The 23,050-nt window shown below is 68.4% G+C and carries 23 protein-coding genes; 9 read left to right on the top strand and 14 right to left on the bottom strand.

The annotated features are described in order from the left end of the window. Nucleotides 1–13: 13 nt before the first annotated feature. The 3 genes from ASE16_RS08410 to ASE16_RS08400 are packed head-to-tail and all read right to left on the bottom strand — an operon-like array spanning nucleotide 14 to nucleotide 2,345. Nucleotides 14–763, bottom strand: a complete 750-nt coding sequence (locus ASE16_RS08410) for an ABC transporter permease (RefSeq protein WP_055893556.1) — start codon at nucleotides 761–763, stop codon at nucleotides 14–16. Further along, entirely contained in the window at nucleotides 760–1,446 is a 687-nt protein-coding gene (locus ASE16_RS08405; protein ID WP_055893553.1) for an ABC transporter permease, read from the bottom strand. Before ASE16_RS08405 ends, ASE16_RS08410 begins: the two co-directional genes overlap by 4 nt. Further along, nucleotides 1,443–2,345 carry an ABC transporter ATP-binding protein gene (locus tag ASE16_RS08400; protein WP_055893551.1) on the bottom strand — a complete coding sequence of 301 codons (903 nt, stop codon included), beginning with the start codon at nucleotides 2,343–2,345 and terminating at the stop codon, nucleotides 1,443–1,445. Before ASE16_RS08400 ends, ASE16_RS08405 begins: the two co-directional genes overlap by 4 nt. 249 nt (nucleotides 2,346–2,594) lie before the next feature. Here ASE16_RS08400 and ASE16_RS08395 point away from each other — a divergent pair, with 249 nt between their 5' ends. Beyond that, nucleotides 2,595–2,966, top strand: a complete 372-nt coding sequence (locus ASE16_RS08395; protein ID WP_055893547.1) for a VOC family protein — start codon at nucleotides 2,595–2,597, stop codon at nucleotides 2,964–2,966. Nucleotides 2,967–2,989: 23 nt separating this feature from the next. Here the strand turns inward: ASE16_RS08395 and ASE16_RS08390 are convergent, their stop codons facing one another. Then, on the bottom strand, nucleotides 2,990–3,649 hold the full coding sequence (locus ASE16_RS08390; RefSeq protein WP_055893544.1) for a TetR/AcrR family transcriptional regulator: 660 nt from the start codon (nucleotides 3,647–3,649) through the stop codon (nucleotides 2,990–2,992). Nucleotides 3,650–3,852: 203 nt separating this feature from the next. On the opposite strand from ASE16_RS08390, the gene ASE16_RS08385 reads away from it, so the two are divergent. The 4 genes from ASE16_RS08385 to ASE16_RS08370 are packed head-to-tail and all read left to right on the top strand — an operon-like array spanning nucleotide 3,853 to nucleotide 7,886. Then, complete coding sequence (locus ASE16_RS08385) at nucleotides 3,853–4,920, top strand: App1 family protein (protein ID WP_055893541.1); 1,068 nt, start codon at nucleotides 3,853–3,855, stop codon at nucleotides 4,918–4,920. 49 nt (nucleotides 4,921–4,969) lie between these two features. Beyond that, nucleotides 4,970–6,073: a winged helix DNA-binding domain-containing protein gene (locus ASE16_RS08380; RefSeq protein WP_055893538.1), complete on the top strand. Its 1,104-nt coding sequence runs from the start codon at nucleotides 4,970–4,972 to the stop codon at nucleotides 6,071–6,073. Between the two features lie 18 nt (nucleotides 6,074–6,091). Continuing rightward, nucleotides 6,092–7,180, top strand: coding sequence for an FUSC family protein (locus ASE16_RS08375; protein ID WP_235500421.1), 1,089 nt, complete (start codon nucleotides 6,092–6,094; stop codon nucleotides 7,178–7,180). A 28-nt stretch (nucleotides 7,181–7,208) separates the two neighbouring features. Next, nucleotides 7,209–7,886, top strand: a complete 678-nt coding sequence (locus tag ASE16_RS08370) for a TMEM175 family protein (protein ID WP_055893536.1) — start codon at nucleotides 7,209–7,211, stop codon at nucleotides 7,884–7,886. 78 nt (nucleotides 7,887–7,964) lie between these two features. Here ASE16_RS08370 and ASE16_RS08365 read toward each other — a convergent pair whose 3' ends face one another. The 7 genes from ASE16_RS08365 to ASE16_RS08335 all read right to left on the bottom strand — a co-directional run bounded on the left by ASE16_RS08365 (nucleotide 7,965) and on the right by ASE16_RS08335 (nucleotide 16,265). Then, the gene (locus ASE16_RS08365) at nucleotides 7,965–8,516 is read right to left on the bottom strand and encodes a YceI family protein (protein WP_055893531.1); all 552 of its coding nucleotides are present in this window, start codon (nucleotides 8,514–8,516) and stop codon (nucleotides 7,965–7,967) included. Between the two features lie 109 nt (nucleotides 8,517–8,625). Further along, the gene (locus tag ASE16_RS08360; RefSeq protein ID WP_082581316.1) at nucleotides 8,626–9,819 is read right to left on the bottom strand and encodes a glycoside hydrolase family 3 N-terminal domain-containing protein; all 1,194 of its coding nucleotides are present in this window, start codon (nucleotides 9,817–9,819) and stop codon (nucleotides 8,626–8,628) included. A gap of 24 nt (nucleotides 9,820–9,843) precedes the next feature. Continuing rightward, nucleotides 9,844–10,821, bottom strand: a complete 978-nt coding sequence (locus ASE16_RS08355) for a carbohydrate ABC transporter permease (protein WP_082581362.1) — start codon at nucleotides 10,819–10,821, stop codon at nucleotides 9,844–9,846. A gap of 29 nt (nucleotides 10,822–10,850) precedes the next feature. After that, nucleotides 10,851–11,792, bottom strand: coding sequence for a carbohydrate ABC transporter permease (locus tag ASE16_RS08350; protein WP_235500420.1), 942 nt, complete (start codon nucleotides 11,790–11,792; stop codon nucleotides 10,851–10,853). Between the two features lie 84 nt (nucleotides 11,793–11,876). Continuing rightward, nucleotides 11,877–13,256: an extracellular solute-binding protein gene (locus tag ASE16_RS08345; protein WP_055893528.1), complete on the bottom strand. Its 1,380-nt coding sequence runs from the start codon at nucleotides 13,254–13,256 to the stop codon at nucleotides 11,877–11,879. A 53-nt stretch (nucleotides 13,257–13,309) separates the two neighbouring features. Continuing rightward, nucleotides 13,310–14,968, bottom strand: coding sequence for an alpha-amylase family glycosyl hydrolase (locus ASE16_RS08340; protein WP_200949603.1), 1,659 nt, complete (start codon nucleotides 14,966–14,968; stop codon nucleotides 13,310–13,312). 286 nt (nucleotides 14,969–15,254) lie between these two features. After that, the gene (locus tag ASE16_RS08335; RefSeq protein ID WP_055893526.1) at nucleotides 15,255–16,265 is read right to left on the bottom strand and encodes a LacI family DNA-binding transcriptional regulator; all 1,011 of its coding nucleotides are present in this window, start codon (nucleotides 16,263–16,265) and stop codon (nucleotides 15,255–15,257) included. 76 nt (nucleotides 16,266–16,341) lie between these two features. Between ASE16_RS08335 and ASE16_RS08330 the strand changes: the two genes are divergently transcribed. Beyond that, nucleotides 16,342–17,223, top strand: coding sequence for a UbiA family prenyltransferase (locus ASE16_RS08330; RefSeq protein WP_055894430.1), 882 nt, complete (start codon nucleotides 16,342–16,344; stop codon nucleotides 17,221–17,223). Here ASE16_RS08330 and ASE16_RS08325 read toward each other — a convergent pair. After that, nucleotides 17,205–18,593: an MFS transporter gene (locus ASE16_RS08325; RefSeq protein ID WP_157480219.1), complete on the bottom strand. Its 1,389-nt coding sequence runs from the start codon at nucleotides 18,591–18,593 to the stop codon at nucleotides 17,205–17,207. The two genes, ASE16_RS08330 and ASE16_RS08325, sit on opposite strands and share 19 nt — an antisense overlap. A gap of 91 nt (nucleotides 18,594–18,684) precedes the next feature. On the opposite strand from ASE16_RS08325, the gene ASE16_RS08320 reads away from it, so the two are divergent. Together ASE16_RS08320 and ASE16_RS08315 are read left to right on the top strand one after the other, a co-directional pair. Further along, entirely contained in the window at nucleotides 18,685–19,350 is a 666-nt protein-coding gene (locus ASE16_RS08320; protein WP_157480217.1) for a hypothetical protein, read from the top strand. Next, nucleotides 19,347–19,553, top strand: coding sequence for a DUF6186 family protein (locus tag ASE16_RS08315; RefSeq protein ID WP_055893517.1), 207 nt, complete (start codon nucleotides 19,347–19,349; stop codon nucleotides 19,551–19,553). Before ASE16_RS08320 ends, ASE16_RS08315 begins: the two co-directional genes overlap by 4 nt. Before the next feature lie 10 nt (nucleotides 19,554–19,563). Here ASE16_RS08315 and ASE16_RS08310 read toward each other — a convergent pair whose 3' ends face one another. Continuing rightward, entirely contained in the window at nucleotides 19,564–20,877 is a 1,314-nt protein-coding gene (locus ASE16_RS08310; RefSeq protein WP_055893514.1) for an LCP family protein, read from the bottom strand. Between the two features lie 111 nt (nucleotides 20,878–20,988). Then, nucleotides 20,989–21,723 (bottom strand): hypothetical protein, encoded by a 735-nt coding sequence (locus ASE16_RS08305; RefSeq protein WP_055893511.1) that lies wholly within the window; start codon nucleotides 21,721–21,723, stop codon nucleotides 20,989–20,991. 246 nt (nucleotides 21,724–21,969) lie between these two features. Between ASE16_RS08305 and ASE16_RS08300 the strand changes: the two genes are divergently transcribed. Continuing rightward, nucleotides 21,970–23,019 carry a GNAT family N-acetyltransferase gene (locus ASE16_RS08300; RefSeq protein ID WP_162255972.1) on the top strand — a complete coding sequence of 350 codons (1,050 nt, stop codon included), beginning with the start codon at nucleotides 21,970–21,972 and terminating at the stop codon, nucleotides 23,017–23,019. Nucleotides 23,020–23,050: the final 31 nt, after the last annotated feature.

Genomic DNA, 23,050 nt, shown 5'->3' with positions numbered 1-23,050 from the left:
ACGTCGGCTGGGCTCAGAGGCTCGTTCCGAGCGGGTGGTTCGGGACGGATGGGCCCAACGGGCGCCAGGGGTCCTTTGTGCGCACATCCTGGACCTTGCCTGCCGCGACACCGCGCGGGACGACGAGGCGTTGCACGATCGCGAACACGCCGTCCGTGACGAGCGCCAGCGCGATCACGAGGATCGAGCCGCCGAGCATCTCGTCGTACTTCTGCACGGCAAGACCGTCGAACAGGTAGCGGCCGAGGCCGCCGACCGGCAGGATCGCCGCGACCGTCCAGGTGGCGACCACCTGCAGCGCTGCAGAGCGCAGGCCTCCGATGATCAGCGGCAGGGACAGCGGAAGCTCGACCTTGAACAGGATCTGCAGCTCGGTCATCCCCATCGCCCTCGCCGCGTCGATGGTGCGCCTGTCGACCGACTCGAGGCCGGAGTATGCCCCTGCGAGCACGGGAGGGATCGCCAGGATCGTCAGCGCGATCAGCGGAGGAATGATGCTCAGATTCAGCGTGATCAGCGCCAGGTAGACCACCAGGCCGAGGGTCGGGATGGCGCGGAGGGCGCCCGAGATGCCGACGGCCAGTCCACGGAACCGCCCGGTGTGCCCGATCGCGAAGCCGATCGGCAGGGCGATCACGGCGGCCAGGATGAGCGTGAGCAGGGAGTACCAGACGTGCTCCCCCAGCCGCACCGGAATGCCGCCCGGCCCGGCCCAATTGGTGGGATCGAAGACCCAGGCGAACGCCGCGAGGATGTCGGTCATGCGCCGGTCACCGCCTTCAGCGCGGCCCTGCGGGTCACGCGCTTGTTCGTGCCGAGCCTCGTCCACGGCATCAGGAGCCGCCCGAACAGCACGAGGGCGAGGTCGAAGATCAGGGCGATGATGATGATGCCGACGATGCCGGTGACCACCTCTGCGTTGTTGTACTGGTTCAGGCCCTGCACGAACATCGTGCCCAGGTTGCTCACGCCGACCAGGGAGCCGACGCTCACCAGGCTCACCGTGCTCACCGACACCACGCGCAGTCCGGCGAGCAGCACCGGTCCTGCCAGCGGGAGCTCTACCGCCCAGAACCGGCGCCAGGTGCTGAAGCCGATGGCGGTCGCCGACTGCATCACGTCACCTGGAACGCTGGCGAGGGCATCCGCTGTCGTGCGCACCATCAGCGCGAGCGCGTACAGGCTCAGAGCGAAGACCACGTTCTTCGGGTCGAGGATCTGCGTGCCGATCAACGCCGGCATCGCCACGAACAGCGGTAGCGACGGGATGGCGTAAAGGATGCCACCCAGTGTCAGCAGGATGCCGCGGCTCACCCGGTAGCGGTTCGCCACCCAGCCGATCGGCAGCGAGACGATGAAGCCGATCACGATCGGGAAGACGCTCAGCGTGACGTGAGCGACCGTGAGGTCCCAGACCAGGCCGAAGTTCGACCACAGCCAGCTCACGACGCTTCCTCACCCTGCGCCGGAGCACCCACGACCTGTGCGGTCGTGGCCCTTGCTTCTGAGGTGCTGCCTTCTGAAATGCTGCCTTCTGGGGTGAGCACGCCGGCCGTACGGCCGTCGCTGTCGACGAGGACGCTGCCGGTCGAGGTCTGTTCGATGTGCAGCGCGCGCTTGCCGCGGTCGGCCCCGATGAAGGAGGCGACGAACTCGTCGGCCGGGTTGGACAGGATCTCGCTCGGCGTGCCCTTCTGCGCGACGATCCCGCCCTTGCGGAAGATGACCACCTGGGTGCCGAGCCGGAACGCCTCGTCGATGTCGTGCGTCACGAACACCACGGTCTTGTCGAGCTCGCGCTGCAGGTGCAGCAGCTCGTTCTGGAGCTCGTCGCGCACGATCGGGTCGACCGCGCCGAACGGCTCGTCCATCAGCAGGATGTTCGGGTTCACGGCGAGACCGCGTGCGACGCCGACGCGCTGCTGCTGGCCACCGGAGAGCTGGCTGGGGTACTTGTCGGCGAGCGAGCGCTCCAGGCCGACCGTGTCCATCAGTTCGAGGGCGTGCTCCCGCGCGTCCCGCTTCTTCTCTCCGCGGAGCAGGGGCACGGTGGCGATGTTGTCGACGACTTTGCGATGCGGCAGCAGGCCGGAGTTCTGCATGACGTAGCCGATGCTGCGGCGCAGCTGCACCGGCTTGAGCGACATCACGTCTTCTCCGTCGATCTCGACGGTGCCGCTGGTGGGGTCGACCATCCTGTTGATCATCCGCAGGATCGTGGTCTTGCCGCTGCCGGAGGATCCGACGAGCACCGTGATCTCGCGCGACGGGATGACGAGCGAGAAGTCCTCGACAGCGACCGTGCCGTCGGGGAACTGCTTCGTTACCGAGCGGAACTCGATCATTGGTGCGGCTCATTCCTCGAAGTGGGCATCGGATCGACACAGGCCTGTCCTTTCACCCAAACACGATTGGCTCGCTTTGGCAAAGGATTGCGTCGAATTGTGGCGCGGGCGGTCCGGATCACCGAACCCCCTTTCCGTGTCGGTGGCTCTGAATACTCTCTTCGGTATGGAGGACGTATCGGATGGCAACATGCCACCAGCCACCGACATTCCCAGGTTCGGGGGCATCGGGTTCGATGTCGTGGTGCTGTGCTCGACGCACCGCATCCCGCGGAGCTTGCACGCTTCTACGCCGGGATGCTCGGCTGGCAGGTCGTCGAGACCGAGGGGGAAGACGAGTGGGCGGAGACGCGCCCCGCCGTCGGCACGAACGGCATCGCGTTCCAGCGCGAGCCGGACTACCGGGCGCCCACCTGGCCGGACGCGACCGTGCCGCAGCAGTCGCACCTCGATTTCGGGGTCGACGATCTGGAGCAGGCGGAGGCGCACGCCATCGCGCTCGGCGCCCGGAAGACGGGGCTGCCCGATCCGGCGTCTCCAGCGGGCGTGCGCGACAGCTTCCGGGTGTACCGGGATCCCGTCGGGCACCCGTTCTGCCTGGTCAGGCGCCGCGCGTCCTGACCGGCCTCACCAGCCTCAGCGGCTCAGGCGTCGCCGCCGTACCGCTTCTCGAGGTATTCGCGGGCAACGACCCTGGCCTCGGCGATGAAGCGCTCGTCGCCCGCCTGGTCGAGCACGAACGCCCGGTTGATCAGCGAGTCCATCATCTCCACCACCACTTCGAGGTGGAAGGTCAGCTCGTCTCCGGCCGGGAGACCGAACTCGTCGGAGAGGATCTCGGCGAACCGGTGCGCGAAGAAGTCCTCGTCCGCCGTCGGCTCGTCCTCCGGGGCTCCAGCGCGCTCCGCGTCGGTGAACCGGATGATGCGGAAACCGGCCTCCGTGCGGAACATCCCGACGAACGCGTCGATCGCGCACTCCACCGCGATCCACCAGTGCGCGGGCTCCTGCTCCCTGATGCCCTGCACGACGGCTTGGCGGTAGCGGAGGACGGCACGGTCGCGCAGCGCCTGGAGCAGCACGATGCGGTCGGGGAAATACCGGTATACGGTGCCGATGGACGCTCCGGCCCGCTCGGCGACCATAGCGGTGGTGAGCCGGTCGAACCCGATCTCATCCACCACCTCCGCCGCAGCGTCGAGCAGGGCGTCGATGCGCGCTGCGCTCCGCTCCTGGATCGGTTCGGTTCGCACCAGCGGTGCTCCGGATGTGTTCTGACCGGCCACGAGGTCGTTGATGGGCACGAGGGCTACTCCTTCTTTCCTGCAGCTCAACAATACGTCTGTCGGGTCCCCAGCCCCACGGTCCCCACGACCGTGATACTCGGATCATATTCGGGGAAACCTCATTTATGCCGGGGAATTCGCTCCGACTCGCCGCAGGATGCGACCCCAGATCTGGGGGATGCACACACAGGTGCTCAGCGTCCATGCGAAACTAGACAGATATGCCCGCCACCCCTGACAAACGCGGCGCGAGCGTCGAGCCCATCATGCATCGCGCGGCGCGCATCGAGGATGCGTTCCACGAGTTCCGCGCGCGCCGAGCCCGCAAGCGCGGCTACCTGGCGACCGTTCTGCCGTACACCGGCTACGGCGCGCCGACCTGGGCCCGCATCCTGGGCAGGGTCGTGCTCGCCAAGGAGCCGAAGCCGGGCAGCAGGGCGGAGCGGAAACACCGCAAACGCGAGGAGAGCATCCGCGGCTGGCGGTCGTTCACCAGCGTGCCCGTCGCCGATACGCCGGTCACGATCGAGATCGAGGGCGACAGGCACACGGTGATGCCCGACCGCGGCGGCGTGATCGACACGGTCATCCCGGTGCAGCTCACGCCCGGCTGGCACACCGTCCGGATGTTCACGCACGAGTCGACGCGCGTCTTCGAGTCCCCGGTGTTCATCGTCGACCCGAAGGCCACCTTCGGAATCATCTCAGACGTGGACGACACCGTCATGGTGACCGCGCTCCCCCGGCCGCTGCTCGCCGCCTGGAACACGTTCGTCCTCGACGAGCACGCGCGGGTCGCCACGCCAGGGATGGCTGTGCTGCTGGAACGTCTCGCCGCGACCCATCCCGGCACCCCGGTTATCTACCTCTCGACGGGCGCGTGGAACGTCGCGCCGACGCTCACCAGGTTCCTCTCCCGCAACCTCTTCCCCGCCGGCCCGCTGCTGCTGACCGACTGGGGCCCGACGCACGACCGCTGGTTCCGCAGTGGCCGCGACCACAAACGGATCAGCCTGGAGCGCCTCGCCGACGAGTTCCCCGGTCTCAAATGGCTGCTGATCGGCGACGACGGCCAGCACGACGAGACGCTCTACGGAGAGTTCACCGTCGAGCATCCCGAGAGCGTGTCCGCTGTGGCGATCCGGCAGCTCTCGAACAGCGAGGCCGTGCTCGCCGGAGGCCGTTCCAAGGCCTCGAAGCACACCGAGCTGAGCGGGGCGCCGTGGGTGTACGCGCCGGACGGAGCGAGCCTCAGCGAGCAGCTCAACGAGCTCGGGCTGCTGCACTAGCTCCACCCGCCGTTCCCCGGATGTCGGTACCGACCGCGATACTGGACCCATGCCAGCACGCCGCGCCGACCTGCTCCGGATGCGCAGAAGCGCCCAGCTCCTCGACGATCGGTCGGCTCCGACCCCCGTGGCCGTCGTCCAGCGGATGCTGGCGGTGCAGGCGCAGGACTTCGGTGCGGCCTGCTGGGCGCTCGGCGCCCGCAGCGCCGGCAGCACCCGCGACGACGTGCTCGCGGCCCTCGACGACGGCAGCATCGTCCGCTCCTGGCCGATGCGCGGAACCCTCCACTTCGTGCCGTCCGCCGACCTGCGCTGGATGCTCGGGGTCACGACCACGAGGATGATCGCCGGACTCACGCTGCGGCATCGCCAGCTCGAACTGGAGTCCGAAGACTTCACGCGTGCGCGCGACGTCGTCACGGAAGCGCTGTCCGGTGGCCGCAGCATCGGCAGGGCGGAGCTGATGGCGCTGTGGGAGGCCAACGGCATCGCGACGGCCGGGCAGCGCGGATACCACCTGATCTACTTCTTCGCCCAGAACGGCCTGCTGTGCTGGGGGCCGACGCACAAGACGCAGCAGTCGCTCGTGCTGCTGGACGAGTGGGCCCCAGAGCGGCGCGAGCTGGAGCCGGACGAGGCGCTCGGCGAATTCCTGCTGCGCTACCTGAACGGTCACGGGCCGGCGACGCTCAAGGACTTCGTCTGGTGGACCAAGGGCACCGTGGCAGGAGCGAAGACGGCCGTCGCCGTGCTCGGCGACAGGATCAGCACGCTGGAGGTGGACGGCGTGAAGTACCTTGCGACGGCGGAGCAGGCGGACGCGGAGGCCGGCACTCCTGCAGCCAGGAAGGGAGTCGACCTCCTGCCGGCGTTCGACGAGTACCTGCTCGGCTACCAGGATCGCACGCCCGTCATCGACGACGAGCACTTCACCGTGGTCGTGCCGGGCAAGAACGGCGTGTTCGCGCCGATCCTCGTCTCGGCGGGGCGCGTCGTCGGCACCTGGAGACGCGCATCCACGTCGTCGGCGGTGACGGTCGAGCCGCTGCCGTTCGCGCGGCTCACGGCGGCGGAGAAGACGGGGGTGCGCCGGGCAGCGACGGCGTACGGCCGTTTCCTCGGACTGCCCGCTGCGGTGACCGCCGAGGACTGACGCCGGTAGCCTTGGACCGTGGCTCCACGATTTCCCGCCAAGCTCCGCCTTCCTGCCAACATCAGCCTTCCCGCCAACATCAGGACGACGAGCAGGGTTCCCTTCCTGCAGGTGGCGAAGACCGCGGTCGCCATGATCCTCGCCTGGGTGCTGGCGAGCCTGCTGCTGCCTGGCGAGCTTCCGGTGTTCGCGACCATCGCCGCCCTGCTCGTGGTGCAGCCGAGCGTCAATCAGTCCGTCGGCCGGGCGATCGAGCGCAGCATCGGGGTGATCGTCGGCGTGCTCATCGCCTACGGCATCGGTCTCGCCTTCGGCACGAACAGCTGGATCGTGCTCGTCGCCGTCGTCATCTCGATCCTGCTCGCCTGGGCGCTCAAGCTGACGCCGGGAACGGCGAACCAGGTGCCGATCACCGCGATGCTCGTGCTCGCGGTCGGCGCATCCAACCCGGAGTACGCGTTCGCGCGCATCGTGGAGACGATCATCGGCGCCGTCATCGGTGTGATCATCAACATCGCGATCGTGCCTCCCGTGCAACGCGAGCCTGCGCACAAGGCGATCCTCGCTCTCGGCAACGAGCTCGCGGCCACCCTCGACCGGCTGGCGACGGCGATCACCACGCCGCAGACCGCAGCGCAGCTCAACGCGCTGCTCATCGAGGCCAGGCTGCTGCGCCCGATGGAGAAGAAAGCGGACGCGGCGCTGGTCCAGGCTGAGGAGAGCCTGACCCTCAACCCCCGGCAGGGCAGGCACCGCGTCGCCCTCGACCACGACGCCGAGCTGTTCGCCCGGTTCCGTCCGATCATCACCAGAGCGCTCGGCATGACGCGCGCATTCCGCGACCACTACGACGACACGCTCGCCGGAGAGCCGACGCTGCAGGCAATCGCGGAGGAGCTGCGCCGTTCAGCGCACGATCTGCGTCTGCTCGCGCGCGACCCGGATGCGCCGCCCGCCGAGCCGACCACGGATACCGCTGGGCTCCCGGTGCTGACGGCGCCGCTCGTCATCTCGACGCCTGACCCGCGCCACTGGGTGCTGATCGGCTCTCTGATGGAGGACCTGCGCCGCGTGCACGACGAGATCACCGGGGAGGAGAGCGCCTGATCGGGCCTGCTGGCCGTAGCATGGCCGCATGTCCGCCGACAGCAGCTCCCCGTCAGGATCCGCCTCAGGGGTCGACGACACCGACAGCGCGCCGGTGTCGACCAGACGACTCGAAGCGTTCACCGACGGCGTGTTCGCCATCGCGGCGACGCTCCTGGTCCTCGACCTGGACGTCACCAAGCTCGGCGACGTCCACACGAATGCGCAGCTCTGGGCCGCGCTCGGCGATCAGTCGTTCGGCTTCCTCAGCCTCGTCATCAGCTTCCTGCTGCTGGCGACGCTGTGGCGCATCCACGTCTGGCAGTTCGAGTACGTGGTCAGGGTGGATGCGCGCGCGACCCTGCTCAACACACTCCGGCTCCTCGGCGTGGTGCTGATCCCGTTCACCACGAGCCTGATCAGCGAGTACAACGACTTCCTCCCCGCTCGCCTGCTGCTGCCGCTCAACTTCCTGTTCGTGATCGGCATCACCACGGTGCACTGGTTCTACCTGACCTCACCCAAGCGCGATCTGGTGGCCGGCCTCTCCCCTGCCGGCGTCCGCTCGACCAAGGCGGGCACGCTGGTCGCGCTCGGGCTCGCGGCGTTGACCGTCGTGCTCGCGCCGTGGTTCGGGTCGCTGGCGTTCCTGGTGCAGTTCCTCAACCCGGTGTTCGACCGGCTCAGGGCGCCGCGGCCGCCTGGCGTGCGCAAGCGGCACCACTGAGCTGCGCGTCGCGCGGGCGCCGGTCAACGAGAACAGGGACCCCGCTCGCGCGGAGTCCCTGACTGGTGTTCGTGCCGCTTACGCGTTGGCGAGAACCGCCTGCAGCTCGAGCGTGATGGTGACCTGCTCGCCGAGGAGCACGCCGCCGGTTTCGAGGGCCGCGTTGTACGTGAGGCCGAAGTCCTCGCGGTTGATCGTGGTCTTCGCGGTCGCACCGGCCTTGTAGTTGCCGTACGGGTCCTGGCCGAAGCCGCCGAAGTCGAACTCGAAGGTGACCGGCTTGGTCACGCCCTTGATCGTGAGGTCGCCGTCGACGAGGAAGTCGCCGCCCTCGTGGCGGACGCCCGTGGAGACGAAGTCGATGGTCGGGAACTCGTCGGCGAGGAAGAAGTCGCCGGTGCGCAGGTGCGCGTCGCGGTTCTTGTCCTTGGTGTTGACCGACGCGACGTCCGCCTTCGCGGTCACGGTCGACTCGAGCGGGTTCTCTGCGGTGACGAAGGTGGCGTCGAAGTTCTCGAAGACGCCCTTCACCTTGCTGATCATGAGGTGGCGGATGCTGAAGCCGACCTCGGAGTGCGCCGGGTCGATGGTCCAGGTGCCTGCTTTGTAGCCGGGGATGTCGATGGTCATTCGGTGATCTCCTTGAAGTATGGTTCGCGGCGCTCCGCGCGCCGTACAGGTACATGCAAGCGTATGGACAGCGGTCCTATTCCGGAAATCCAAAAAAAAAGTTGACGCGTCACTCTTTTGTGGCCAGCTCGTGGCGCAGTTCCAGCAGTTTCCTGGCATCGGCGTCGATCTGCGCGGCGGGAATCCGGCCGGAGCCGACCGCGCCGACGACCGCGTCGATCAGCGCATCCGGGTCGAGGCCGGCGGCGGCAGGGTCCGCAGGGAGCACGTAGAGCAGCATCGTGTTGCCCGCCGCCAGCGCCTGCACGGCGTTCTCCTCTGGGTTCGCGTACTGCGGCAGCCCGGAGTCCTGCAGCATCCGCATGTCGTCGGTGATCGTCACCCCGTGGAAGCCGAGCGTGTCGCTCAGGATGCGGTGCCACGGCGCGGAGAGCGAGGCGGGCGCAGCATCCACCGCGCTGTAGACGAGGTGGCCGAACATGACCAGCTCCGTGCCCGCCGCTATGCCGGCGCCGAAGGGCGGCGCATCCCTCGCCCGCCACTCGGCGACGCTGACCGCGGTGGTGGGGATGCTCGTGTGCGAGTCCGCCTCCGTCTCCCCGTGGCCGGGGAAGTGCTTGAGCGTGCTGAACACCTGGCCGCGCTCCCCCGTGACCGACGCGGCGACCCTGTCGGCCGCCGCAGCGGGCGTCATGCCGAGGACCCTGTCGTAGATGAACGAGTCCGGGTCGGCCGTCGTGTCCGCGATGGTGCCGAAGTTGACCGTGACACCTGCCTGCTTCAGCAGGGCGGCGCGCTGCGAGAACGCCGCCTGCGTCGCTGCGGGCGGCTGGGCCTTGAGCACGTCGGCGCCCGGCAGGGTGTCCCAGGGAAGCCGGGTGACGTCGCCGCCCTCCTCGTCGATGGCGACGAGCGGAGGGAGCTGCGGGTCGGAGGCGGTCATCGCCGCGTTCTGCGCAGCGAGGGCGGCAGGGCTGCCGAGCACATTGTCGCCCATCAGAATCATCCCGCCGACGCCGTAGCGGTCGACGAAGCCGCGCAGGGCGGCGCCGTCCGTGCCCGGCTGGTGCAGCATCAGCAGGCTGGCGACCTTCTGGCGCAGCGTCATGTTGGCCAGGCGCGCGTTCACGTACGCCGTCGCCGGATCCACCGTCTTCGTCTGTTCCGGCGTGGCAGAGCTATCGGCTGCGCTGTGCTGGGCCGTGCGCGGCGCCCCGGCAGCGCAGCCGGTGACGGCGAGAGCCGACGCGGTCACCAGGGTCAGCGCAAGCGGCGCCCTCCGGATTCCGCGTCGACTCCTCATCCATCGATGGTAACCGCCGCCGCCTCAGCCCTTAACAGCTCCGCCCAGCCCCGCCGACCGCAGGAACAGCCCCTGGAACACCAGGAAGAGCACGATCGGGATCAGCGTGGAGATCGCGAGCGCCGCGAGGTACACATCGAGCTGGATCGCCGCCTGCAGCGTGGGCAGCCGGACGGACAGCGGCTGGATGGCCGGGTCGCGCAGCACCAGCAGCGGCCACAGGTAGTCCTTCCAGGCCGCGATGATCGCGAACACCGACACCACGCCCAGGATGGGCTTCGACATCGGGAGCACGATCGACCAGAACAGCCGGAACGGCCCAGCCCCGTCCGTGCGCGCCGCCTCGAAGACCTCGCGCGGCAGGTTGTCGAAGAACCGCTTGATCAGCACCACGTTGAATGCGCTCGCGCCGGCGGGCAGCCAGACCGCCCAGAACGTGTTGATCAGCGACTGCCCGAGCAGGGGCGGGTTGAGGATGGTGAGGTAGAGCGGCACCAGCAGCACCACCGACGGCACGAACAGCGTGCCGAGGATGAGCCCATAGATCACCTTGCCGTACTTCGGCCGCAGCACGCTCAGCGCGTATCCCGCCGTCGTCGCCACCACGATCTGCATAATCCAGGAGCCGAGCGCGACCCAGATCGTGTTCATGAACTGCACGTCGATGTGCACCGTCGACCAGGCCGTCGACAGGTTGGCCCAGTCGACGCCGTTCGGGAACAGCGCCATCGGTGTGCGGAGCGTGTCCTGCGTCGGCGTGATCGCCGACTTGGCGAGCCACAGCAGCGGCCCGAGGCCGAGCACGATCAGCAGGAGCAGCAGCACCAGGTGGGTGGCGCGCGTCCCCCACCGGATGCCCGGCTTCCGCCAGTCGGACGGCGACAGGATGCCGCGGTCGCCCGACGGCTCGCTCGGCCTGCGCGACCGGCGCTTGCGCTTGCGGCCGCCTGGACCGCCCGGCGCGATGCCGGACTCGTCGAGTTCGTCGGTCATGACGTTCATGACCTCTGGCGTGTAGTCGGTCGAGGTGGTCAATTCTGGCTCCAGGACTTGGTGAGGCGGAAGTACACGAGCGAGAGCACGGCGAGGAACGCGGCGAGCATCAGGCTGAGCGCTGTCGCTGCTCCGTAGTCGCCACCGAGCGAGTTCTGGAACGCGTAGCGGTAGATGAGCAGCAGCACGGTCACCGTCGAGTTGACAGGACCGCCTCCGGTGAACAGGTACGGTTCGAGGAATACCTGCGCCGTGCCGATGATCTGCAGGATGAGCGTGATCAGCAGGATGCTGCGCAACTGCGGCATCGTGACGTGCCAGATCTTCTGCCAGATGTTGGCGCCGTCCACCTCAGCCGCGTCGTACAGCTCCGGCGCGACGCCGGTGATCGCGGCCAGGTAGATGATGATCGTCCCTCCCGCTGCCGCCCAGGTCGCCTCCACGACGAGGGACGGCATGGCCTGGGTCGCCGACTGGATCCACGGCTGCGGCGGGATGCCCACCCAGCCGAGGATCGTGTTGAACACGCCCGTCGGGCTCGCGTCGTAGAAGAACTTCCAGAGCAGCACGGCGACCACGGGAGGCACGACCACCGGAAGGTATGCGAGCGCGCTGTACAGCCCCTTCGCGCGCTTGACCTCGCTCATCAGCACGGCGGCGATGAGCGGGATGGGGTAGCCCAGGATGAGGGCGAGGAACGCGAACCAGGCGGTGTTGCCGATCGCCGTCCAGAACAGCGGGTCGTTCACGACCTGCACGAAGTTGTCCCAGCCGACGAACGTCGGAGCGGTGACGAGGTTGGTGTGCTGGAAGCTCATCACCACGCTGCGGACGATCGGCCACCAGGAGAAGACGCCGAAGATCACGAGCATCGGCAGCAGGAAGACGAGGTTGCTGAGCCCGCCTCCGCGGAGCCAGGTCATCGGGGTGCGTCGCACGACGCGGCGCGAACTCGTTCGCTGGCGGTCGATCGCTGTCATGGGGTGAGTGCTTTCTGTCGTGGTCGGAAACGTGCGGCGCGGCCGGCGGGGCGCACGAGGCGTCCCGCCGGCCGAACCGGTGACTTACTTGTCGGCGTCGACGAGCTTCTGAATGTCGGAGTCGACCTTCGTCAGGAGCTGATCGATGTTCGCGTTCTTGTCCGTCAGCACGGCCTGGACCACCGCATCCAGTGCTCCGTAGAGCTCCTGGGTGTGCTTGTTCGGCTCAGGCACGAGGTTCGCGTCGAAGATCTTGTCGGTGAACGGTGCGACGTTCTCCAACGGGATGTTGACCTCCGGCTTGATCCAGGACATCGTCTGGTCGTACGTCGCCTTGTCGAAGACCGGCAGCGTCGGAACGCCGACCGGCTGGTTCGACTTGGCGAGCACCTTCGCGTCCGCGATGGCCTGGTCCTGGTTGAGCAGCTTCTGCATGTAGTAGAAGTCGATCCACTTGACCGCCGCCGTCTTCTGCGCCTCGTTGGACTTGGGGCTGACCGCCGCGACGTTGCCGCCGACCAGGACGCCCGCATCCTTGTTGCTGGAGTCGATCGGGAGCATCGTCAGCCCGTACGTCTTCGGGTCGACGTTGTTCTGCTGCACCAGCGAGGTGAGCACGTCTGAGCCGGACGGGTACATCGCGATCTGGCCTGCGCCGAACGCCTGGTTGATGCCGCTCCAGTCGAGCAGGAAGTTGCTGCCGACCGAGTTGTCCTCCCAGCGCAGGTCGTGCAGGAACTGCAGCGCCTCCTTGGTGACGGGGTTGTTCGTGGTGACCTTGGTCTTGCCGCCGTCCGTGGTCTCCATCCGGCCGCCACGCGCGTACGTCGTGGTGGTCAGCTCCCAGCCGCCGGTGTTGCCCTGCGTCATCTGCATGTAGCCTGCGACGCCAGGCACCTTCTCCGAGATGGTCTTGGCGTCCTGCCGGACTTCGTCCCACGTCGTCGGGGGCTTGTCAGGGTCGAGACCGGCCTTCTGGAAGATCTCGCGGTTGTACGAGAGCCCCATGGCGTACGGGCCGTACGGGATGCCGTAGATCTTGTCGCCGCTCTTGGCGACGGCGAGCACGTTCTCGTTGAACTTGCCCGCGTACGACAGCGCCTTGACCTCCTTGGTGATGTCGGCGAGCTGACCGGCCTGCAGGAGCGACTGCGAGTCGGTGAACGGGACGTTGAACACGTCGGGCAGCGTGCCGCCGGCGAGCTGGGTCGAGAACGTCGGCCCCGTCCACTGGTACTCCTCCGACTTGATGACGATGTTCGGGTTGGCCTTCTCGAACTCCTTCACGCGGTCGTCGAACGCCTTGAACGCTGCCTTGTCGCTGCCGGGGATGAGACTGGCAACGGTGATGTGCACCTTGCCGTCGCTCGAGTCGCCGCTGCCGGAGCCTGAGCATCCTGCAAGCAGGCCGACCCCGGCGATCGTGATCGCGGCCACGGCCGCGATCGTACGTGGTGACCTCATTGTCGGTTCCTTTCGATGGTGTGGTGAGGTGCGGTGTGCTGTGTCGCGGTGCGTTACGCGACCTCCGGCGGACCGTGCTGTGTTCTAAGCCACGCCGTGGAGTCCGGTGGCAGCAGCCCGCGGTCGAGCGGGTCGCTGCTGAGCAGGATGGCGACGTGATCGGGAAGCTCGATCGCGTCGGAGGAGAGGTTGGTGACGCTCACGAAGGCGTCGCCGCGGGAGAACACGAGGGTGCCGTCTGCGCTGTCGAGCCAGCGCAGCGGTCCGTCGCCGAGGCCGTCCTCTGTGCGGCGCAGCCGCAGAGCCTCGCGGTAGAGCCGGAGCATGGAGTAGGCGTCGGACTGCTGCGCTTCGACAGTCAGCGGCGCCCAGTTCTCCGGCTGCGGCAGCCACGGCTCCGCGGAGGCACCTGCCGGGCTGAACCCGAACGGCGGATGCTCGCCGCTCCACGGCAGCGGAACCCGGCAGCCGTCCCTGCCTGGATCGACGCCGCCGGAGCGGAAGTGCATCGGGTCCTCCAGCCGGTCGGCCGGGATGTCCTCGACCTCCGGCAGGCCGAGCTCGTCGCCCTGGTACAGGTAGAGCGAGCCTGGCAGGGCGGCGGTGAGCAGGGCGGCGGCGCGGGCGCGGCGACGGCCGAGCGCGAGGTCGGTCGGCGTGCCGACGCGCTTCTTCAGGAACGCGAACGACGAGTCGGCTCGGCCGTAGCGGGTGACGGGCCTGGTGACGTCGTGGTTCGACAGCACCCAGGTGCTCGGCGCATCCACCGGGGCGTGCGCCGCGATGGTCTCGTCGATGGATGCGCGGAGCTCGCGCGCCTCCCACGGCCTCGCCAGGAAGTCGAAGTTGAACGCGGTGTGCAGTTCGTCCTTCCGCAGGTACATCGCGAACCGGTCGATCTCCGGCAGCCAGATCTCGCCGACCAGCACGCGGGTGCCCGGGTACGAGTCTGCGATGGCGCGCCAGCCGCGGTAGATCTCGTGCAGCTCGTCCCTGTCCTGGTTGGGGTGCTCCCCCGGCCCAGGATGCTCCGGCACCTCCGGCAGGTTCTCGTCCTTGACCAGGAGTGCGGCCGAGTCGATGCGGACCCCTGCGACACCGCGGTCGAACCAGAACCGCAGGACGGCCTCATGCTCCGCCCGTACGTCGGGGTGGTTCCAGTTGAGGTCGGGCTGCTGCGGGGTGAACAGGTGCAGGTACCACTCGCCGGGCGTGCCGTCCTGGTTGGTCGTGCGGGTCCAGGTCTCGCCGGAGAAGTTGGACACCCAGTCCGTCGGCATCTGGTCGCCGTCGGCTCCGCGGCCAGGGCGGAACCAGAAGCGCTCGCGCTCCGGCGAGCCTGGCCCGGCCGCGAGGGCGGCCTGGAACCAGGGGTGCTGGTCGGAGATGTGGTTGGGGACGACGTCGATGATCGTGCGGATGCCGAGGGCGAGCGCCTCCTGGATGAGCGTCTCCGCCTCGGTCAGGTCGCCGAACGCCGGGTGAATCGTGCGGTAGTCGGACACGTCGTATCCGCCGTCCGCCAGCGGGGACTCGTACCAGGGGGTGAACCAGATCGCATCCACCCCCAGCTCTTTGAGGTAGCCGAGGTGCTGCCGGACGCCGGCGAGGTCGCCGATGCCGTCTCCGTTGCCGTCCGCGAAGCTGCGCAGGTAGATCTGGTAGATCACCGCGCTCCTCCACCAGAGCGGGTCGGCGGTGGACGGCGACAGCGGGGATGCGGTGGGCTGGGCGGTCGACGGAGCGCTGGAGTGCACGGTCAGCACGGGGAGGTCCACGGATGTGCCCTTCGGTCGGGCGACCTCCGGCGGTGCGGTGCGCTCCGATCGAACGGGGCGCGTCCGCGCCACCCTGGTCGGCGGTTCGGTCGTCACGTCGACGTGCCCGAACAGTCGGCTCCGTCGTCGTTGAGCCGAATGTAGCGTTAATGACAGTTCACTGCAAGAAACTGACAGAGAGTAATTCGTTTGCGTACATTTGCGCCGAATTGCATAACAATTACGTGTGCAGCGCTGGTCCCGTCGACCCGCGAACCACCAGTTCCGGCTCGAAGAAGAGCTCGTCGGAGATGGCGGAATCGCTGGAGATCTGGCGCAGCAGCAACTCGATCACCGTGCGCCCCATCGGCTCGATCGGCTGGCGCACGGTCGTCAGCGGAGGCTCCGTGCAGTTCATCAGCGCCGAGTCGTCGTAGCCGACAATGGAGATGTCCGACGGCACGGACAGACCGGCGCGGCGCACCGCCCTGATCGCGCCGAGCGCCATCGGGTCGCTCGCGCAGACGATCGCGGAGACCCCGGCCTTCAGCAGCCGGGCAGCCCCTGCCTGCCCCGCCTCGAGCGAGTACAGCGAGTGCACGACCAGGTCGTCGTCGAACTCGTCGCCCCAGCCAGCGACGATGCGCTTCGCGGCCGCGAGCTTCCGCTGCGACGGCACGTGATCGCGCGGTCCGAGCAGCAGGCCGATCCGCTCGTGCCCGAGCGAGCGCAGGTGGCCGAGCGCCTGGGCGGTGGCCACCGTGTCGTCGCAGGACACCGTCGCGAAGTGCAGGTCGTCGACGGGCGCGTTCACCAGCACCGTCGGCAGATTCAGATCGGTGAGCCTGGCGTAGTGCTCGTGCGACGCATCCTGCTGGGCGTACGCGCCGCCGACGAAGACGACCCCTGACACCTGCTGCTGGAGCAGCAGCTCCACATAGTCGGACTCGGAGATTCCCCCTGCCGTCTGGGTGCAGAGCACCGGGGTGTATCCGTTCTGCGCCAGTGCTCCCCCGATGACCTCCGCGAACGCGGGGAAGATCGGATTCTGCAGCTCTGGCAGCACCAGGCCGACCAATCTGGCGCGCTCTCCGCGCAGCTTGGTCGGGCGTTCGTATCCCAGCACATCCAGTGCGGTGAGCACCGCCTGCCTGGTCGCCTCGGACACGCCGGGTTTCTCGTTGAGGACGCGGCTGACCGTTGCTTCACTGACCCCGACCTTGCGAGCGACCTCGGCGAGACGTTTCGACATGCGCTCAGCATACGCAATTCCTTGCAAGACAGCGCAAGTCTTTTGCAAGACGGCAGATCGGCCTAGCATGGCGCCCATGACACAGCGCGCGAAGCCGGGGACGGCAGGGCCGGCGGCGAGGCCGGCGGTGCGCTCGATGACCGCGCTGCTGCTCGCCAGCCACCCCGGCCCCAGCGTCGTGGTGACCGTCGTCGCCACCGTGCTGGGCGCGAGCCTCGGCTACCCGCCCGGCCGCCTCGCGCCGCTGGCGCTGGCGATCCTGCTCGGCCAGCTCTCCATCGGCTGGTCGAACGACTGGCTCGACGCCGCACGGGATGCGCAGGTCGAGCGGACGGACAAACCGGCGGCGCGCGGGGCGATCCGCGTCACGACGGTGCGCACCTGGGCGTTCGTCGCCCTGGTCGCCGCGATCCTGGTCACCCTGCTGCTCGGGCCACTGGCGACGCTGGCCCACGCCATCGCCATCGCGGGGGGCTGGGCATACAACCTGGGGCTCAAGGCCACCGCGATCTCCTTCCTGCCGTTCGCGATCAGCTTCGGGCTCCTGCCCGCCATCGCCACGCTCGGCCTCGAACCGCCGCGCTTCGCCGCCGCCTGGGTCGTCGCGGCGGGTGCCCTGCTCGGCGTCGCCGCCCACGTCACCAATGTGCTTCCCGACCTCGCGGACGACGACCGCACAGGCATCCGGGGACTGCCTCACCGGATGGGGGCGGTGCCGAGCGGGCTGCTCGCGTTCTCCTGTCTGGCCGCGGCGAGCATCCTGATCGCGTTCGGGCCTGGCTGGCCGCCGCGCATCCCGTTGCTGATCGGGCTGGTGATCGGTATCGGGATCGCCGTCGCCGGCGTCGTGCTGCTCCTGCGCCGCTCGCCGACGCGCCTGCTGATGCAGTTCATCATGGGATGCGCGATCGTCGACGTGCTGATGCTCGCGTTCGCCGGTCAGTCGACGACGGTCTGAACCTTCTCAGCGGCCGGTTCGTGGTTGCGGATGCCGATCGCGGAGACGATGCCGCCCACCAGCATCAGGGCGGCAGCGGTGATCATCGCCCTGTCGAGGCCCGCCCTGTCGAGCGTGCCTCCGACGATCAGGCCGATCATCGCGACCGTCACCAGCCCGGCGATCCTCGACACGGCGTTGTTGACCGCCGAGCCGATGCCCGCCTGCGCAGGGTGGATCGATCCGAGGATCGCGCTGGTCAGCGGCGCCACGGTGATCGACAGGCCGACACCGAACAGGAGAACGGCGGGCAGGAGGTTCGTCCAGAAGTTCACGTCCTCGCCCATCATCAGCAGCCAGAGGAAGCCGCAGGCGGCGATGACAGGGCCGATGGCCATGAACAGCCTCGGCCCGTACTTCCCCGCCAGCCCCCCGAACACCCCGGAGAGCAGCAGCATGCACAGCGTCGACGGGATGAACACGAACCCGGCGGCCGTCGCAGCGAAGCCGGCCACCTGCTGCAGGTAGAGCGTGACGGTGAGCGGAGCGAAGGCGAGCGCGCCGTAGACGAGGGCGGTGGCGATGTTGCCCACCCAGAAGTTGTGCACCCGGAACAGTCCGAGCGGGAGCATCGGCTGCTTCGCCCTGGTCTGCCAGAAGAAGAACGCGGCCAGCGACACCAGGCCGAGGATGAGCGGCAGGAAGACGCGCGGGCTCCCCCAGCCGTACACGCCCTGCTCGATCAGCGCGAAGACCGTTCCGGCCAGACCGACCGACCCGAGGACGGCGCCGAGCACGTCGACGCGGCCGCCCATCCCGTGGTCCTCCTGCTTGAGCCCGAGCATCATGGCGAGGGTGATGCCGATCGGCACCACGTTGATCACGAACACCCAGCGCCAGGAGAGCGTGTCCACGAAGACGCCGCCGAGCACGGGGCCGGCGATCATCGCGACACCTGTCCAGGCGGTCCAGCGGCCGATCGCCTTCGCCTGCGCGGCACCGGAGAAGGTCGAGATGATGATGGCGAGCGAGCTCGGCACCAGCAGGGCACCCGCGACGCCCTGCAGCGCGCGGGCGACGACCAGGAACACACCGGTGGGAGCGAACGCGCAGAGCAGCGAGGTGATCAGGAACCCGATGAGCCCGGCGTACAGTACCCGTTTGCGCCCGAAGACGTCGGACAGCGACCCTGCGATCAGGATGAGCGAGCCGAGCGTCACCAAGTAGCCGTCGACTACCCACTGCTGCAGCGGAAGCCCGCCTCCCAGCTCCTTCGAGATCGCGGGAAGCGCCACGTTGATCACAGCGCCGTCGAGGAAGGCGACGAAGCTCGCCAGGATCGCGATCAGCAGCACCCTGCGCTGCGTCGGCGACATACGCTCGGAAACCATGTTCTCAGTAAACGGGGAGCGCGCCCGGATAGCAACAGCAGCCGGTTCCCAGCGCGCTCCCGCCTCCCACCGGGCGTAGCCTGGAGCGGAGATGTCCGATGAGTCGCGCCCAGTCTCCGCGCGATCGGGGCCGGTGGCGACCCGGATCGCCATCGTCACGCGCCTCGCCTGGCTGCTCGTGCTCGTCCTCACAGCGGTCTTCCACTTCCTCCGCGGCGCCCCAGTGGATGCGTGGATCTTCCTGGGCGGGGCCGTCGTGATCGCGCTCGACGGGCTGGGCTGGCTGCGCATCCCGTTGCGGGCGATGCCGGACAGGGAGACGCTGTCCCGTCGCATCGTGGCGTACACGCTGATCGGCGTGGCGGCGGTCACGTTCGCGTTCGCTCCGCTCTACGGCGGCGTCGACACGGCGATCGTGATCGGCATCGGGGTGCTCCTGCTGCCGGTGGTGTGGGCCGACCGACCGCGCGCATCGGGAGCTGGGGAAGCGGGCGCCACGGATGCGGCCACCACGGGCGTTGGAGCGAAGGCTGCCGTGCGCCGCGCCGCCATCGCATGGTCGGCCGTCATCGTCGCCGGATGCGCATGGGAGATCGCGGTGTTCTTCCTCGGACGCTCCTCCCCCACGGCGGAGAACGACTTCCCCGCCCTCTCCGACCTCGTCGACCCTGCCGTCGCCTGGCCACCCGCCCGCGCGGCGCTCGTGGTGCTCTGGCTGGCGGGCGGCTACGCCTTGATCAGGCGGGGACGACGATGAGGGACGTCACGATCGCCGGCTTCCTGCTCTGCGGCCTCGCGATGGCCGTTCTGGTGCTGCAGTCGCACAGGGACCCGCTGCGGATCGCGCCGTTCTCCACCCTGCTCGACGTGGTGCTGGCCGACCGAGCTGCGCGCTTCACCATCCTGCTGTTCTGGTGGTGGCTCGGCTGGCACTTCCTGGTGGTGCCGCCGATGCCGTGAGCGGCTCCGGCTAGTTGTTGCCCTTCGTGCAGGTCTGCTGCGCTGCCGTCTGGCCGGTGATGCTGCTGGGGAGCTCGATCGGTCCGGTCGTCGCGGGAGCCGTCGACGTGTCGCCGGGAGCCGGCGCCGTCGTTGCGGGTGCCGTCGCGTCCGGAGCCGCCGGCACCGCCGGAGTCGGCGTTCCCGTGCCGGCCTGGTCCTCCGCAGCGCGCCCCGTCGTGCCGGTGAGCTTCACCGGCTGGTCGTTCACCAGCGCGGTGTTGATCGCCTGGGCCGCCGTGTCGTCCACGATCACCCGATTCGAGTCGTCCGGATCGGTCACCGCCGGATACTGCATGAACACCATGTTGTCGAGACCGGTGTCCTTCAGCGCGAGGGCGATCTCGACCAGTGTCGTCGGGTTGGTCAGCGTGTCCGACGGCGTGATGTTCTCCACCGCGGCCTTCGCCAGCCCGTAGAGCTGCACCGGGTTTCCGAGCACGCCGCCGGAGACGACCTTCCTGGCCAGTGCGGACAGGAACACCTGCTGGTTGCTGATTCTGCCGAGGTCGCTGCCGTCGCCGACGCCGTGCCTGCTCCGCAGGAACGACAGCGCGACGTCGCCGACCAGGGTGTTCTCCCCCGCCGGCAGATCGAGCGGTGGGGTGGTGAAGTCGTCGGTGACCGGAGTGGCGAGGCAGACCGTCACTCCACCGATCGCGTTCGACATCGCGCTCACGCCGTTGAAGTTGATGACGGCGGCGAACGGGATGTCGATCCCTGTCAGCTTCTCCACCGTGAGCACGACGCAGGGCAGACCGCCGCGGGACAGGGCCGTGTTGAACATCGCGCTGCTCGAACCGTCGACGGTGCCACCTCCGGTCGGAGCAGGGCAGTCCGGGATCTCGACCATCAGGTCGCGCGGGAAGCTGATCACCATCGCGCTCTTGTGGTCCTGGGCGATGTGCAGCAGCATCGTGACGTCGTTGTTGCCCTCGCCGGTGCTCGCATCCTGTTCGTCGGCCGAGTCGTAGATGCCGCCGAGGTTGCTGCGGCTGTCCGTGCCGGTGAGGAGCAGGTTCACGCCACCCTGGATGGCGCCGACGTTCGGAATGGCCTGTTTGGTGTGACCAGGCAGCGTGGCCAGGACGACGCCCGTCTTGACCGAGCGGGCGACATCCCAGACCGCGTACGCTGCGACGCTTCCGACGCTCACCGCCACGACGGCGACCGCCGCGGCGAGTATCCGCATGACCGTTCCGGCAGCACGACGGCGAGGCAGGCGACCGTGTCGCACGGCGGTCGGCCCCTTGGCGCGCTGGTGCCTGCGCGGCAGGTCGGTCATCGAAGGTCCTTCGGAGGGTGAGGCGAAAGGAGGAATGTCGAAATACTAGCCATAACACCTATCGGTCAGCTTGGAGGCGCACTGCGCGTCCTGAAAGCCCCCTCACGCCCCTCACCGGCGCGGCAGAGGCGAACGGAGCGGGGAGGCGTACGCGAGTTCGACCACGATCGCTTTGTCGTTTCCCGGGTTCGCGGCGTCGAACCACAGCCGCGTCTGCTGACCGTTCTGGATGGGGTCTTCCGCCCTGACCAGCATCGGCCGCTGCACCCAGCGCTGCACGCCCTGCAGATCGGTGAACCCGAAGGTGACCGTGGTGAAGATCCGATCGCTCTCGTGGAACACCGTGTATCCCTTGTCCGTGACCACGGCGGTGACCTGCGTACCGGAGCGCATCGCTGACTCCTCCGCGCTGACGCGCCTCCTGCGCGCGCCGGCGGCGGCGACCCCGAGCAGCAGGCACACCGCGGCCAGCGCGAGCAGACCGTAGCCGATATACCTGACGAACGCCGGGCCGCTCTGCGCGGAGACCACGATCACGCCGACACCTGCACCGAGGAGCACGGTGGCGTTCCCGTACATCATGCCGAGGTCGCCCCGCTTCAGCACGATCGCGGCCCACGCGATGGATGCGGCGATCACCAGCAGCATCCCGACCGGGATCGCGATCAGCACGAGCACAGGAGGCTCATCCGGCTGCTCCTGCATCATGGTGCCGAACCCGCCCCAGCCGTACCCTGCGGCGAGGCCGCCGACCAGCAGAAGCAGCAGCACGACCGTGACCCGGAGGTTCGACGGCCGCCGCTCCGCTCGCTCGCGGCGGGCGATGGTCGGGTCGACGGTGCTCATCCCGTCATTCAATCGGCATCCGGCGATCGAGCACAAGAACCCTCTTGCTCTCCGCGTCGGCGCCATGCAACACTGTCCAACGTGATCCGGTAGCAGTGATTTCCTTCCTCCCCACGACCGTGGGTGAGTCGATCGACCCTGCAAACCGAGGACCCCATGTCATCTTCTGAGCACGTTTCCGAGTTCGTTTCCTCCCCAGAGCACACCAGCACCACCACTCCAGCGTTCACCATCTCCACGGTCACGGTGCCCGATAGCATCGACGCCCCTGACGCCGCCGACTTCATCGGCATGGCCACGGTGCGCAGCATCGTGGAGGCCGAGCTGCGTGGAGACGCCTTCCCCGTCGCCGACCCAGAGGTGGCAGCCGCCGAGCTGCTGCCGAACTGGAAGGACCAGTCGACGAAATCGCTCGGGCTCATCGCCACCGTCGACGGCCGGGTCGTCGGCCGAGGCACCCTGGCCATGCCGGGCGACGCCTCCGAATGCTGGTCGGCCGTGTCCGTCCTGCCCGACTATCGGTCGGCGGGGATCGGCTCAGCACTGTACGAGCGTCTGGAACGGATGGCGCGGGACGCCGGCCGCCGCACCATCCAGAACCAGACCGACTTCCCCGCGGGCCTGGGAGGAGACAGCATCCCGGCGCCCACCGGCTTCGGATCGGTGCCCGCTCGTCTCGCATCCACCCGGTTCCTGCTCCGCTACGGCTTCACCCTGGAGCAGGTCGGCCGGATGAGCGGCCTCACCCTGCCGATGGATGCGGACGTCGCCGCGTCGAGCCTCGACGCAGCGCAGGCAGCGGCGACGGGCTACCGGACGGTGACCTGGGAGGGACCAACGCCCGACGAATGGGTGGACGCCTTCGCGCTGATGCGCACCCGGATGACCACGGACACCCCGAACGCCGGCATGGAGCAGACAGAGGACGTCTGGACCGCCGACCGCATCCGCGCTTTCGACGCCATCTGGGCGGAGAGCCCGATGTCGATGCTGACCACGATCGCCGTCGAGACCGCGACCGGACACCCAGCCGGCTACACAGAGCTCGGCGTCCCTGCCGAGCCGGATCGGCCGGCCGAGCAGATGGACACGCTGGTCCTCGCCGACCACCGCGGCCACCGCCTCGGGATGCTTCTGAAGCTCACCAACCTGCGCGAGCTCAGCGCCCGCTTCCCGGACAGCAGGATCGTCGAGACGATGAACGCCGAGGACAACCGCCCGATGCTCGACGTGAACGAGGCCATCGGCTTCGTTCCGCTCAGCTACGCGGCGCGGTGGAAGAAGCGGATCGGCTGACGACCGAGAACGAGAAGACCCCCGGAGTTCC

Source organism: Leifsonia sp. Root227 (assembly GCF_001428745.1).
GTDB lineage: Bacteria > Actinomycetota > Actinomycetes > Actinomycetales > Microbacteriaceae > Leifsonia.
The sequence above is the reverse complement of the archived record's forward strand: the minus strand, read 5'-3'. Positions and strand labels throughout refer to the sequence as shown.

Excerpts from the sequence above, each read along its gene's own strand:
- ASE16_RS08410 (WP_055893556.1), bottom strand. The coding sequence starts at position 763 with ATGACCGACATCCTCGCGGCGTTCGCCTGGGTCTTCGATCCCACCAAT.
- ASE16_RS08400 (WP_055893551.1), bottom strand. The coding sequence starts at position 2,345 with ATGATCGAGTTCCGCTCGGTAACGAAGCAGTTCCCCGACGGCACGGTC.
- ASE16_RS08385 (WP_055893541.1), top strand. The coding sequence starts at position 3,853 with ATGCCCGCCACCCCTGACAAACGCGGCGCGAGCGTCGAGCCCATCATG.
- ASE16_RS08380 (WP_055893538.1), top strand. The coding sequence starts at position 4,970 with ATGCCAGCACGCCGCGCCGACCTGCTCCGGATGCGCAGAAGCGCCCAG.
- ASE16_RS08370 (WP_055893536.1), top strand. The coding sequence starts at position 7,209 with ATGTCCGCCGACAGCAGCTCCCCGTCAGGATCCGCCTCAGGGGTCGAC.
- ASE16_RS08365 (WP_055893531.1), bottom strand. The coding sequence starts at position 8,516 with ATGACCATCGACATCCCCGGCTACAAAGCAGGCACCTGGACCATCGAC.
- ASE16_RS08360 (WP_082581316.1), bottom strand. The coding sequence starts at position 9,819 with ATGAGGAGTCGACGCGGAATCCGGAGGGCGCCGCTTGCGCTGACCCTG.
- ASE16_RS08355 (WP_082581362.1), bottom strand. The coding sequence starts at position 10,821 with ATGAACGTCATGACCGACGAACTCGACGAGTCCGGCATCGCGCCGGGC.
- ASE16_RS08350 (WP_235500420.1), bottom strand. The coding sequence starts at position 11,792 with ATGACAGCGATCGACCGCCAGCGAACGAGTTCGCGCCGCGTCGTGCGA.
- ASE16_RS08345 (WP_055893528.1), bottom strand. The coding sequence starts at position 13,256 with ATGAGGTCACCACGTACGATCGCGGCCGTGGCCGCGATCACGATCGCC.
- ASE16_RS08335 (WP_055893526.1), bottom strand. The coding sequence starts at position 16,265 with ATGTCGAAACGTCTCGCCGAGGTCGCTCGCAAGGTCGGGGTCAGTGAA.
- ASE16_RS08330 (WP_055894430.1), top strand. The coding sequence starts at position 16,342 with ATGACACAGCGCGCGAAGCCGGGGACGGCAGGGCCGGCGGCGAGGCCG.
- ASE16_RS08325 (WP_157480219.1), bottom strand. The coding sequence starts at position 18,593 with ATGGTTTCCGAGCGTATGTCGCCGACGCAGCGCAGGGTGCTGCTGATC.
- ASE16_RS08320 (WP_157480217.1), top strand. The coding sequence starts at position 18,685 with ATGTCCGATGAGTCGCGCCCAGTCTCCGCGCGATCGGGGCCGGTGGCG.
- ASE16_RS08315 (WP_055893517.1), top strand. The coding sequence starts at position 19,347 with ATGAGGGACGTCACGATCGCCGGCTTCCTGCTCTGCGGCCTCGCGATG.
- ASE16_RS08310 (WP_055893514.1), bottom strand. The coding sequence starts at position 20,877 with ATGACCGACCTGCCGCGCAGGCACCAGCGCGCCAAGGGGCCGACCGCC.
- ASE16_RS08305 (WP_055893511.1), bottom strand. The coding sequence starts at position 21,723 with ATGAGCACCGTCGACCCGACCATCGCCCGCCGCGAGCGAGCGGAGCGG.